This window comes from Chengkuizengella axinellae, from assembly GCF_030730905.1.
In the GTDB taxonomy this organism is placed as follows: Bacteria; Bacillota; Bacilli; order Paenibacillales; family KCTC-33759; genus Chengkuizengella; species Chengkuizengella axinellae.
Genome location: NZ_JAVAMP010000003.1, coordinates 53,070 through 66,439, shown reverse-complemented (window position 1 = coordinate 66,439; position 13,370 = coordinate 53,070). Strand labels below are relative to the sequence as shown.

Genomic DNA, 13,370 nt, shown 5'->3' with positions numbered 1-13,370 from the left:
TGCACGATAAACCTTATCCTTCCCCATAACAAAGCTTATCCTAGATTTTGAGAATTGTAAAGAGATGAAAAATGATCAATATGTGATTTCTAATATCATACCCAATTATCTTACTTTTACTGTTTCTTTTCCCATAAACGCTTCAATAGCTGAAAAAAGCTCCTTAGAAGGTTTAATGTTATAGGAATCATTTAAAGCTACAATTTTTTGGGTCTGCTCATAATATAATATCACTTCAAGCGCACCAGCATGATTTTTTAAAAGTTCCTTTAATTTCACTAACTTGTCAGCACTTTGATTTATTTCCTTAATTTTAATATATACATGTTGTTTTTTGTTCGATTTTAGAGATTCTTTTTTATTATAATATTCCTTTTCAGAAGGACTTTCTTTAACAGTAAATGGTTCATTTATTTCATCTATAGGAGCTGCTCGTTGAGCCAATAACTTTACTCCCTCCTCTTGATGCTGCACTTTACCTTCAATGTACAATATTTTTCCTTTTTCAATATTGTGACCGTATTTTTTCCAAGCCTCTGGAAAGATGACAACTTCTACTTTTGCAATGCGATCCTCTACTTCCATAAACGCCATCTGCTGCCCCTTTTTTGTTAAAATCATTCTAAAAGATGGAATCATCCCAACAATCCGAGCAATGGAATTTTCCCTCAACTCCTGTAGAAGATGAATTTCATTTGTTTTCATATTAGATATTTTCTGTTGATAGGCATCCAGTGGATGTCCAGATACAAATAAACCTAACATTTCTTTTTCTTGTTCTAATTTTTGTGTTTCTGTAAAGGAAATTACCTCTGGATAATCTATTGTCCAGTTCATTTCCTCTGTTAATCCGAACAAATGAATTTGCAAATCCTCTCTTTCTTTTTTCCATTTCACCGCCGCGTCCATCGTTTCGTCCAATACAGCTAACAATTGTGCCCGGTGACCAGGAAGCTGATCAAAAGCACCACTTAATATCAGCGATTCTAAAACGCGAGTATTACATGCTTTTGAGTCTATTTTTTGACAAAAATCCAACAAGTTTTCAAACGGAGATTCCTTTCTTTCATGAATGATGGATTTCATTGCTGTTGTTCCTACATTTTTTATGGCAGCCAATCCGAAACGAATCGCGCCTATCCATTGATTTGTTCGAGTTTCATTAAAGACAGGAGTAAACAAAATATCACTCTCATTAACATCTGGAGGTAATATTTTAATTTTCATTCTTCTACATTCATCGATATATTCTGCTAATTTCCCTTGATTGCCAATAACAGAAGTTAACATGGCAGACATAAACTGAACCGGATAGTGAGCCTTCAGGTAGGCTGTTTGAAAAGCAAGAACACCATAGGCTGTTGCATGTGCTCTTGGAAATCCATAATCAGCAAAACGGACAATCATATCATACACCTTATTTGCATCTTTTTCTTTATATCCCTGTTGTATGCTTCCTGCAACAAAAGCAGCTCGCTGCTCATCTAATACTTCTCTTTTCTTTTTTGAAACTGCTCTTCTTAGAAGATCCGCTTCTCCAAGACTAAAACCAGCCATCTTTGATGCAATTTGCATAATCTGCTCCTGATATACGATGATGCCATACGTATCCGACAGTATAGATATGAGCGAAGCGTGAGGGTATTCCACCTCGATTTGCTCATGTTTACCTTGAATATATTTAGGAATGAACTCCATCGGTCCTGGACGATATAAGGCTAATACAGAAATAATATCCTCAAAATCAGAAGGTTTTAGTTCCTTTAAAACACGTCTAACACCTGAAGACTCCAATTGAAAGATCCCTGTAGTATCTCCTTTGCTTAACATTTCATATGTTTTTAAATCACTTACATCTAAACTTTGCAGATTTATTTCAATACCAACTTGTTGTTTAATCCAACCAAGTGTTCTTTCAATAATCGACAATGTGCGCAAGCCTAAAAAATCCATTTTTAACAAACCTATGGATTCCAATTGCTCCATTGGATATTGAGTTAATGGGATATGCTCTGTCCCTTCCTGTAAAGGAACATAGTTAGTTAAAGGTTCTTTAGAAATGACAACACCCGCTGCATGCGTAGATGAATGTCTTGGAAAGCCTTCTACCTTTGAAGCCATATTCAACAATTCGAAAATCTTTTCATTATTTTCATAGGCATTTTTTAAATCTGGATTATAGGCAAGTGCTTTTTCTATCGTAATACCAAGTTGATTTGGAATCATTTTTGCTGTTTTATCCACTTCCTGATAAGAAAAATTGAGCACTCTCCCCACATCTCTTACCGCTGCCTTTGCCGCCATTGTACCGAAAGTAATAATTTGAGCTACATGTTCCGAACCATATTTCTGCACGACATATTCAATAACTTCATCTCTTCGTTCATCACTAAAATCAATATCTATGTCTGGCATTGAAATTCTTTCTGGGTTTAAAAACCGTTCAAATAATAGCTGATAACGAATTGGATCAACGTTCGTAATATTCAAAACATAGGCGACTAAACTACCAGCGGAAGAGCCCCTACCTGGACCAACCATAATATCATTCTCATGTGCAAAACGAATAAAATCCCATACAATTAAAAAATAATCTGAATAACCCATATTTTGAATAACCTTCAGCTCATAATTTAATCTACCCTTCACTTCTTTCTGAAAGGACAGATCCTTCCAATCTTGCTGGTCTTTATACCTTTTAACTAAACCTTCCTCGCAAAGCTGCTTTAAATAAGTATGTGCGGTTATTGCCTCTGGTATTGGATTGTACTCAGGTAAAATCGAAGCCCCTAGTTCTAAATGCAAGTTGCATTTTTCTTCAATCACTTTCGTATTTTCAATTGCTTCAGGGACAAAGGAGAATAAATCAGCCATTTCTGACTGACTTTTTAAATATAACTGATCTGTTTGGAATTTCATTCGTTTTGTATCTTCAATCGTTTTACCTGTTCCTATACAGATTAATACATCCTGAACTGAAAAGTCATCCTGCTCGATATAATGAACATCGTTTGTCGCAACTAAAGGAATCTTAGTTTCACGACTTAATTCGATCATGCTTTTTAACACTTTTTTTTGTTCAAACATCCCATGGTCCTGTAGTTCTAGATAAAAATCTTCTCCAAAAATATTATGATAACGTTTAGCCGCAGCCTTTGCTTTATCCCACTCCTCATGAAGCAAATATTGTGAAACTTCTCCACCAAGACAAGCGCTTAAACAAACCAGACCCTCTGCATGTTGTTGTAAGATCTCTTCATCCACTCTAGGTTTATAGTGATGTCCTTTGAGATGGGCTAAAGAACAAATCTTCATTAGATTTTGATACCCTGTTAAATTCTTGCACAATAAAATCAGATGATAAATGGGACTCTCTTTTCTTGATTTTTTTTCATATATAGATTCGGATGTAAAATAAACCTCACAGCCAATAATTGGTTTTATATTGTTTTTTAGACATGATTTATAAAAAGGAAGCGCACCATACATCACACCATGATCAGTTAGTGCGATAGCACTCATGGACAATTCAGATGCTTTCTTTGTTAGGTGGTCAATTTTTGCAGCACCATCCAGCAAACTAAATTCACTATGTACATGAAGGTGAGTAAAACTTTTCATTATTCGCTGCTCCTTTTATATTTAAGTTATATTTTACTTTATTTTATCATAAACCAAGCACCTAAACAAAACATATGTTCGAGAAAAGATCTCTTTCGTCCATTTTAGCATATTTCACTCCTCTTCCCCCATACATTAATACTAAGAAGGCTTGTATACTAATTTCATTCATATGAGGATATCATGTCATATTTTCATAGAAAGGAAGAATCATAATGGGAAACTTATTAACTAAAATGATTACAGATTATATGATCGCTTTTGGTGTTGTGCTTGGTGCAAGCTTGATGGCGGGAATTGCTGCTACACTTACACTGCAGCCCCCTTCCTTTACAATGCAAGAGGTTGCTAAAAATGTTAAGATTTGGGCGGTTGTCGTTGCAATTGGAGGAACGATAGATCCTTTAAGACTTATCGAGAGCAATGTAATAGACGGACAGCTCTCACCTGCCATCAAACAAATACTACAAATTATCAGTGCTTTTATGGGTGCACAAGCAGGAACAGCACTTATGCTTTGGTTGAGCGATGGAGGGAATTCCTCTTGAGAGTTCCATCAATCTCGAGATTTTTAAAATATTTGCAGGCCATCGCGCTCATTATTTCAGGTATGATTATTGGTGCAGCTATTTATATGATTATTTACCAGCATAATATGCAAGTGCTGTTTAAAATGAATGAAACAATCCGACAAGAAAACAAAGATTTATTATCAAAAATAGAAGGACTAGAAAAATATAAAGATTCCAATACTGTGATCAACTCTATCGTGATTAACATTCAAGAAAAAGAGGATAAAGAACCACTGGATGATCTTATTAAAAACGATATCAAAGATTTAGTGCGTGAAGATTTAAAAGTATTAAAAGGGAAACAAGTATCTCTCATTTATAAAGACCCAGATTATATTAGACAGCTATACGGACGTAAAAACTACCCTAATGTTCATGAGAAGGCATATGTTGTTGAGATTCAAAATATGTTCATTGTTTACGGTGAGGCAACCTTTTGGATTCATGTTGAAGAATTCAATCCAGAAGCTTAAATATAACACACGTGAACGTCTCCTCTTTTTTTGGTACAATAAATAACGCATAGAAGTGACCGTTTCTCAAAACAGAAATATTGGAGATGTGAACATATGAGTTTTGTTAACTTTATACCTATTATCATAGCATTTATTGCTGCATGGTTTTCTTTTTACTTCAGCATGAAAGCGAGACGTACGAATGATGTCAAAGAACAAGGATTGATGAGAGCACGGATGAATATAAGTATAGGAATTGTATTAACTACTATAGCTTGTATACAGCTGTTTTCATTTGGCTTCAGCTGGCCTCGTTTCATTGTCGGTATACTATTTATATTATTAGGTTTTGCTAATTTATACGGTGGTATCCGCAATCATAAGCATATTATGAACTTTAAGAGTCAATAATTTGTGCGGTTAACATCGCTTTACAAATTAAATCCACCTCATGGAAAATTTGAACTTCCACTTTTGCAAATTTACGACTCACTTCTATGATTCCTGGGGATATTTTTATTTTACTATCTATTTGCAGAGGTCTTACAAAATAGGTTGAGATATTATCTAACACGTAATCTCCTTTTTTGACTTCTCCGATCGCTTGATAAGCTGCTTTTGTCATTAAAGTAGTTAACACACCTTCAGACACAGTTCCTAGTTGGCTTGTCATCTGGGGAGTAATCTCACCATGAAACTGCAGTTCTCCATTAACTCCATGTTCTTGTTCAAACCCAGACCAAATTAGATTTTCAAATGTTTCTCCCATTTGTGGTTGTTTTTGAAGATGCTGCAAAGCATGTAAAACATCTTTTCTACTAATCACACCTAGAAGTTTTCTATGATGGTCCACAACAGGCAATAGTTCAATTCCTTCCCATACCATCATATGGGCAGCTGATGTGATCGAGGTTTGAAGATTTACGGTAATTGGATTTCTAGTCATATATTTGTCTAATGTTTGATTCTTATCTGCCCCAATCATATCTTTAGAAGTGATCATACCGGTCACTCGATTCCACTCATCTACGATCGGGAATCTACTGTGTCCAGATGTTTCAGCAATTTCCTGCATATCCTTCACGGTATGGTTACATTTCAAAACAAACACGTCGGATTTTTTTACATAAATCATATCCTCTACCAACATGATTTTCTTTTTGATTAATCGATCATAGATCGCTCTATTAATCATGGATGCCACAGTAAAAGAATCATAACTAGAAGATATTAAAGGAAGTTCCTTTTGATCTGCAATATTTTTCACATCTTTTCTTGCATCAAATCCCCCTGTAATTAAAACACCTGCTCCATGTTCCAACGCTATTTTATGTACTTCATCACGATTCCCCACAATTAATAAGCTATCTGGATCAACATATCTCATCATAGCTTCCAATTTCATGGCACCAATGACAAATTTATTAAGTGGTTTGTCTAATCCTTGTGCACCCCCAAGAACACTTCCGTCTACTATTTTAACTACATCAGCAAAGGTCAGTTGATCAATGTTCATACGATTCTTCTTTTCAATTCTAATGGTTCCAATTCTCTCTTTTGTACTGACTAAACCTTGAATTTCTGCATCCTTAATTGCTCGGTAAGCCGTTCCTTCACTTACTTCCAAATCCTTTGCAATTTGTCTTACAGAGATCTTAGTGCCTATTTCAAGACTTTCTATATGTTCTAAGATTTGTTCATGTTTTGTTTTCGTTGAATTTTCTATATTTTTCATTATCAACACCCACCCACTCATAAAGCTTTATTCATAGTATATATAAAAATCTCTCGTTGGTCATCTTTCTGTAAAGTTACGAAACCTTCCATCAATAGCCTACTAAAATTCCACTCCAGTCCATACCATCTGTTGAAGCTATGAATATAATAATTCAACAATTAATATTAGGAGGGTGATTTAATGTGGCTGTATTCAATTTAACACCAGCCAACAATATTCAGGATGTAATAAATAATGATGCAAATCCTGGGGATACCATTAATTTGGCTAGAGGCACATATAACCAAACCATCATGGTGAACGGACTAGATCGCATTCGAATCGTTGGAGCAGGTATTGGAAAAACAATTTTGGAAGGAAATGAGACATTAGGGATTGGCGTTCAGATTCAAAACTCTACGAAAGTTACACTTGAGAATGTAACGATTCAAAATTACACGGATAATGGCGTAGTCATTCAATCGAATGAGAATATCTTGCACAATGTAAAAGTGATCAACACCGTATTCGGTAATGGGATATTCATAGATCAAGGTGCTGTTAGAAATATGATTATGGAATGTGAATCAAGTTTTAATAAAGGAGAAAATAGTGGAATTGGTAATGGTCTCATCGTTCGTGGGGATCAAAATTATATCGTAAAAAGTAAGTTTATTGGTAATGCTGATGATGGTTTAGAGTTTGCAGGTCAGAACAACATCGCACTTCAGAATTTCTCAAGTAGAAATAATGATGATGGATTTGTAACAATAGTAGATAGTTTATTTTTTAGTACTTCTAACCTGTTTATTTGTAATTGCTCTGTTAGAAATGAAGATGAGGGGATTGACAGTAGGGGAGAAAATAATCTTTTGCTCTTTAATAAACTAAATAATAATGAAGATGATGGAATTGTATCTAATTTTGGGGGCAGTTTGATTTGGGGAAATGAAGTAAAATGTAATAATGAAAATGGAATTATTTTATTTTCTTCTGAAAACAGAATCATTCGAAATATCATCGACTGTACAGAGAATGGAAACGGAATTAATATAGGATTTAATTTTAATAATATTGTTGACAATAATTTAGTCAAAAACAACGCTTTGCCTGGTATTTTCCTTGGTTCAGACGTTATGAACAATGCTATCCGTAATAATGTATTACAAAACAACGATCCTGATATTGAAGTTGGTCAACCAGAAGATCCTTCTAACATATTTAGTGATAATAAGTGTAATACAAGTGTTCCTCCTGGAGTCTGTGACAGAAAAGCAGTCCTTCATGTACCTGGAGATTTTAAAACCATTCAAGCAGCTGTTGATGCAGCCACTCAAGGAACCACCATTCAAATCGGTGAAGGCAAGTTTAACGAATCTATATTGATAGAAAGCGATATGGGTGATAACAGAAATCGGATCAAAATAATAGGGGCTGGCAGGAACAAGACGATTATTGATGGTACGAACTTAGTAAATGCAACTGGAATTGATATAGACAATAATGCCAATTTTGTTACGATCGAAAATCTTACAGTCCAAAACTTTGACAATCACGGTGTTAGAATCAACACCCGCCACAATATATTACACTGCATAAACGCGTTTGAAAATAAAGAACATGGCATTCTGATTGAGAGTCCAGCTCTTGAGGGAAATGAACAAAACATGATCATAAATTGTGAGTCAAGTTGGAATTTTTTTGATGGTATTCATATCAATAGCAGACACAACTACGTCGTTTGTTGTAAATTACAGCAAAACGGAAGTAATGGATTAAGTGGGGAAGGTGATTTAAACCTCATTCTTCAAAATTTCATCAATAAAAATGTAAGAGATGGAGTAGAGGCAGGAATACCCGCGAATCAAGGTTGGTTTTATATCAGTAACATTGGATTGAATAATGGAGAAGGTGGTTTTGATTTATCAAGCAATAATAACCTACTCCTTTGGAACAAAATCAGTGATTCTGGAGATGAAGGGTTTGAAGTAAATGATAATAACTTAGTTTGGGGAAATGTCCTATGTAATAATGGTACAGTTGGAATCAATGCAAATGGGGGTAATAGAATCATTAAAAATATGATTAAGAACAATAATGAACAAGGGATAGACATCAGTGACCAAAATGGAGATATTTCCATGAATATCATTGACAACAATATAGTTAATAACAACCCACAAGCTGGTATTTTATTAGATAATAGTGATAATAACGCCGTTCGCTCCAATTGTTTATTTAACAACAATCCTGATATTCAAGACGATGGATCAGAAAACGTAATTGATGAAAACAACTGCCAAACAAGTAATCAAGCTGGTGTTTGTAATAACTAAGAGGGGTTTGAAGCAAAAATCTCTTATTCCAGTTTACAGAATAAGAGATTTTTTGTTATATTACACTCCTGACAGAACATGTTCATCTATCATCGCATCATTTTTCGTTTATTTCCATACACAAGCTGTTCTCTCTTCCAACGTTGATATTGTTTCACTCTTCTCATTTCTTTTTTCGTTTCCTCATCAACACCTAACACTTCGTGTAAATGCGCAGCAATGATTAACAAAACCATACCAATCCAAACGACTGCAAATATGGTTGGCGTTGTCCACCCTTGACCTACCTCTAGTCTTGGAATCGCAAAAATTAACAAGCCTATCGCTAAACTCAGACTTAATATCGGTTTGATTCCCTTCAACCTTACCAACTCCTTAAAAATCGTACAACCTATAGTACAATCCTATGAAGAAAAAGAGTTAAAAAGAACCTAGATATTTACGCCCGTTATTCTGACCCTGATCCCTGCAGCGGCTCGTTTATTATCTTATGAACATCTTGAACGATAACACCTATACGTTGTTCCGAATCAAATAATTTTGATAATAGTGGATTTAATTGCAATACTTCGTATAATTTTTGAATTTGCCCCATTTCTTCTTCAGAAGGCTGCTCACCAGCCATCATTTTTTGCTGCAGTAAGTTTTGAACTTGTGAAAAATCCTCTAACATCTTATTCGCTTCCTCATTACTTTTTACTGCTTCTCTTGCTTCAATTAGAATTTTAAGTTCATCACTTTCCTTTAATGCTTTTGCTAAGTCATGCGCTTTATCATAAATATTCATCTAATCGCTCCTTAATTATTTAAATTTAAATAAGTGCTCAAAAAGTTCAGTTTTCAGCACCGAGAAAACTACTTCTCTATGTATAGGATATGAATAATACAAATTGTACTAATCCTATCAATCCACCTAAAAATGCACCTAACCATGTAATTGCACGAAACTCTTTCCCTGAAACACTTAACACAATTTCCTCTACTCTTTCTATTGGAAATTTATTCACTTCGGACTGAACTAAATTTGGCAGTTGAATTGCTGAGACAATGCGATCCACATTTTTACTTAATTGTGCCAATAAAAAATTTATCATAACAGGAATTTGCTCTGTAATCCATTGTTTATTTTTCTGTAATATGGGCTGCAAAGGTTTCTCCATCAACTTATCTAACCAATCTTCCCAACTTATAAGACCTGTCATTTTTTCTTTTACCCAGGTTAAATTGTCTTTTTCATTTGAAAATTGATCAATCCACTCAGAAAGATCTTTTTTCTCCCAATCACTAATTTTATGATATAGGAACTGATACAATGTATGGTTGACTGTCGGAGAATCTAGCTGTTCTAATACAACTCCCTTTACTTTTGCTGATATTTTTTGCCCATCCATAAATAAACCGGCTAATGACATCAATCCACCAGCTTGCTCCATAAACTGACTGGTTAATGTTTGCAGCATTCGATCGCCACGTTCTGTATGCAACTCTCTGCTGATTTCGATCAAAATATAATCTGCTGCTGTCTGAGCCCATTTTTCCTTTTGCTGCTCATTCCAACTGGGGATTAGATCTACAAATGTTTTGGATGACCACTGTTTCTCAATCCATAACCATTCAATTCCCTTATTAGCAAGTCCATTAATCCAATCCGCACTATTTTTCTTCCACTCCTCCACCTGTTCCTTAGACCAATACCGCAATGCTATATCCTCAAGATTCATCTCTTGCTCCAAAAAATGATGAAACCATTCACTGCATTTTAATTCTGCTCTTCCTTTAAATTCAGGGCTGCTTACCAGCTGGCTTAACCCTTCTGATGTAACAAGATAATCACCAACAACTCTTCCCAGAGAAGTAGCAATCTCACCCTTTCGTTTCGGAATTAAACCAGGAGTAAAAGGAAGCTTTTTTTGAAACAAATATATTGCTTTACGTGGATAAAAAAGCATTTTAATTGCCAAGTAATTCGTTAATCCACCAATACAAGCTCCAATAATCATACTAGCAAATAATAACATAAATACATCCATACTCTTCCCCCATTTTTCTACAAATCAGCATTAACCTACCTTCATTCAATCACCAAGGGTTCTATGTCCTCATATGATAACTTATATTCCTGTATCGAATCATTGGTGTCGGAAGGGGATTCATCATGATTAATAAGAACATCACAATTTATATACAGAATGAAACTTCATTGTTTTATGACCAATATTTAATTTTGCTCAGTGAGCCTATTATTAAAAAAGAAAAGATTCCAATAAATCAACAAATCAATCTTAAATTTGGCACAAAAGGTTTATTAGTAAAAGTGCTACCGTCTAAGCGAAACAATGCATTAATTATAAATGAGCTGCTAGCTAAAGAATTAGGCTTAAATCATAAATCTAAAGTAAGAGTCAAATATAGTCCTTTTACATTAACCATTGGTCCTTTTATCGGAGTATTACTAAATCAACACTCAAAACAATCACCATCCAGACCTTTTGGATCAAATACTTCTTTTTGTCAAGAGCTTTCTGAAGCAGGTAAACAACAAGGAGCAGTTGTATGTTTTTTTACACCAGAAGATATTATATTAGATTCAAATGAAATTAGTTGCATGGTTTATTTCAATGGTTGGAGTAAAAAAAAATTACCTTTTCCCAATATTATTTACAACCGCTTAAACAGTCGTAAAATTGAGAATAAATCAAGCGTACAACATTTTATAAAAGAAGTAAAATCCAAACAAAATGGTCAAGTATTTAATGAAAAGTATTTAAATAAAAATCAAGTATTCTCTGTGTTGTCAAAAGATGCATCCTTGCATAAATATTTACCTGAATCTCATTTATTAAAAAACTATTCCATGCTGCGCTCGATGTGCAACAAGTATAGAACTGTCTTCTTAAAGCCATCACTAAGCAGCTTAGGAAAAGGAATCATTCGTATTACGAGGCAATCTGATCACACTTATGTTTGCCATTTTACAAATGTAAATGGCACACATTCTGAAAAATTAAACAGTTTAAAAAAAGTATTCTCAAAAATATCAGGCAAATTAAAATCTAGAAAATATCAGATCCAAAGAGGAATATCTCCGATAACAGTAAACAATCGTCCTGTAGATTTTCGTGCGTTAGCACAAAAAAATTTGAATGGAGAATGGGAAGTTACTTCAGTTGTAGGACGCATTGCTAGTGATAATCAATTTGTTTCAAATATAGCACGTGGCGGAACTTTAAGTTCAGTAAAAGAAGCTTTAGTGAAATCCTCCCTACCAAATCATGAAATAAAACGTACACTCTACCAACTAAATCAAGCCGCGTTAAAAATAGCAGAAGGCTTAGATGCACAAATCTTACACCATTATGCAGAGTTAGGGATTGACTTAATCGTTGATCGCTATGGAAATGTATGGATGATTGAAGTGAATTCTAAGCCCTCAAAAAACGATAACACGTTTCTGAATGATAACAAAATCAGACCGTCTGTCAAAAAAACCATTCAATATGCTCATTATTTAACTTTTGAATGAGGTGATAAAGTGAATTCTCATACCATGGGGATTATGGTAACTGATCTAAATACAGCAACATCTAACAAAGACCAAACCTTTTACAAAAATCTATGCAAATTTGGTCAGAAGTTAAAAATCACTATATTTATTTTTGCAATAAATCAGATCAATTGGGAAGAAAATCTAGTTGTAGGCGCCATCTACACAAAAAACGAAAAATGGATAAAAAAATTTTATTCTATTCCTAGCCTTATTTATGATCGTTGTTTTTTTAAAACTAAAGAACAGTATTTATTATATCGCACGCAATTAAAAAAGCTATTCATGTTGCAAAAGGTTCAATTTCTGGGAAACCGTTTAATGGATAAATGGAGTGTGTTTCATGTTTTAAAATCAGAACCATTTATGAAAAAGTATTTACCTAAAACAGAGCTTTATCATAACCCTTGGAAGTTACAGCAAACGTTTCTTAATCAAAAACAGTTCATTCTAAAGCCTATTAGTGGAAGTCAAGGGAAGGGCATTCTCCACGTTGAAAAACAAATCCATATGAAAAACGATCAGGAAAAGTCATCTAATCAAGAAAGTTATGTAGTAAAAGGTCGTGACAAAAAAAACAATTGTATTAATATCACTTATAACGATTTTAGATCTTTTGTTAAACATATACAATCATTTATTCACAATCGCAAATACATTATTCAAGAGTATTTACATTTAAAAACAACTTCAAATACTACATTTGATATTCGAGCCTTAGTTCAGAAAAACGGAAGTGGAGAATGGCAATTTACTGGAATGGGAGTCAGATGTGGTCAGGATGGCAGTCTAACATCTAATCTTCATGGTGGAGGATTCGTTAAAGAAGTGCACCCATTTCTAATTAAAGAATATGGTGAAGAAAGTGCCTTTAATATGATTCAAGAGATCAATGAAATAAACAGGAAGTTACCACATATTTTAGAAAATCATTTTGGGCGTTTGAGTGAACTTGGGATTGATTTTGGTATAGACCTGTCGGGAAACATCTGGTTTCTCGAAGCCAATTCAAAGCCCGGAAGATCCATTTTTAATTCCTTTAAAGACAGTAGTCTAAAAAAAACATCAGTTCAGCTTCCCATATATTATGCTCAGTATTTGCTTAAACAACAACTAGGAGGGTAA

11 protein-coding genes are annotated in these 13,370 nt (G+C 34.3%); 6 read left to right on the top strand and 5 right to left on the bottom strand.

Features of this window, described 5'->3' with window-relative positions:
* Positions 1 to 105: 105 nt before the first annotated feature.
* The gene (locus Q5Y73_RS09825) at positions 106 to 3,621 is read right to left on the bottom strand and encodes a DNA polymerase III subunit alpha (RefSeq protein ID WP_305991719.1); all 3,516 of its coding nucleotides are present in this window, start codon (positions 3,619 to 3,621) and stop codon (positions 106 to 108) included.
* Positions 3,622 to 3,836: 215 nt separating this feature from the next.
* Here Q5Y73_RS09825 and Q5Y73_RS09820 point away from each other — a divergent pair, with 215 nt between their 5' ends.
* From Q5Y73_RS09820 to Q5Y73_RS09810, 3 genes are all read left to right on the top strand, one after another.
* Complete coding sequence (locus Q5Y73_RS09820; protein ID WP_305991718.1) at positions 3,837 to 4,169, top strand: YtrH family sporulation protein; 333 nt, start codon at positions 3,837 to 3,839, stop codon at positions 4,167 to 4,169.
* On the top strand, positions 4,166 to 4,666 hold the full coding sequence (locus tag Q5Y73_RS09815) for a sporulation membrane protein YtrI (protein WP_305991717.1): 501 nt from the start codon (positions 4,166 to 4,168) through the stop codon (positions 4,664 to 4,666). Before Q5Y73_RS09820 ends, Q5Y73_RS09815 begins: the two co-directional genes overlap by 4 nt.
* A 96-nt stretch (positions 4,667 to 4,762) precedes the next feature.
* Positions 4,763 to 5,059, top strand: a complete 297-nt coding sequence (locus tag Q5Y73_RS09810; protein WP_305991716.1) for a YtpI family protein — start codon at positions 4,763 to 4,765, stop codon at positions 5,057 to 5,059.
* On the opposite strand, the gene Q5Y73_RS09805 is transcribed toward Q5Y73_RS09810, so the two are convergent.
* Positions 5,046 to 6,383 (bottom strand): DRTGG domain-containing protein, encoded by a 1,338-nt coding sequence (locus Q5Y73_RS09805; RefSeq protein WP_305991715.1) that lies wholly within the window; start codon positions 6,381 to 6,383, stop codon positions 5,046 to 5,048. The two genes, Q5Y73_RS09810 and Q5Y73_RS09805, sit on opposite strands and share 14 nt — an antisense overlap.
* 185 nt (positions 6,384 to 6,568) lie before the next feature.
* Here Q5Y73_RS09805 and Q5Y73_RS09800 point away from each other — a divergent pair, with 185 nt between their 5' ends.
* On the top strand, positions 6,569 to 8,701 hold the full coding sequence (locus Q5Y73_RS09800; protein ID WP_305991714.1) for a right-handed parallel beta-helix repeat-containing protein: 2,133 nt from the start codon (positions 6,569 to 6,571) through the stop codon (positions 8,699 to 8,701).
* Positions 8,702 to 8,790: 89 nt separating this feature from the next.
* On the opposite strand, the gene Q5Y73_RS09795 is transcribed toward Q5Y73_RS09800, so the two are convergent.
* The 3 genes from Q5Y73_RS09795 to Q5Y73_RS09785 all read right to left on the bottom strand — a co-directional run bounded on the left by Q5Y73_RS09795 (position 8,791) and on the right by Q5Y73_RS09785 (position 10,731).
* Complete coding sequence (locus tag Q5Y73_RS09795) at positions 8,791 to 9,063, bottom strand: hypothetical protein (RefSeq protein WP_305991713.1); 273 nt, start codon at positions 9,061 to 9,063, stop codon at positions 8,791 to 8,793.
* An 86-nt stretch (positions 9,064 to 9,149) separates the two neighbouring features.
* Positions 9,150 to 9,488, bottom strand: coding sequence for a YlbF/YmcA family competence regulator (locus Q5Y73_RS09790; protein ID WP_305991712.1), 339 nt, complete (start codon positions 9,486 to 9,488; stop codon positions 9,150 to 9,152).
* Between the two features lie 76 nt (positions 9,489 to 9,564).
* A complete protein-coding gene (locus Q5Y73_RS09785) occupies positions 9,565 to 10,731 on the bottom strand; it encodes a DUF445 family protein (protein WP_305991711.1) in 1,167 nt (388 codons plus the stop codon).
* Positions 10,732 to 10,856: 125 nt separating this feature from the next.
* On the opposite strand from Q5Y73_RS09785, the gene Q5Y73_RS09780 reads away from it, so the two are divergent.
* Positions 10,857 to 12,224: a YheC/YheD family endospore coat-associated protein gene (locus Q5Y73_RS09780; protein WP_305991710.1), complete on the top strand. Its 1,368-nt coding sequence runs from the start codon at positions 10,857 to 10,859 to the stop codon at positions 12,222 to 12,224.
* A gap of 9 nt (positions 12,225 to 12,233) precedes the next feature.
* Positions 12,234 to 13,370, top strand: coding sequence for a YheC/YheD family endospore coat-associated protein (locus Q5Y73_RS09775; protein ID WP_305991709.1), 1,137 nt, complete (start codon positions 12,234 to 12,236; stop codon positions 13,368 to 13,370).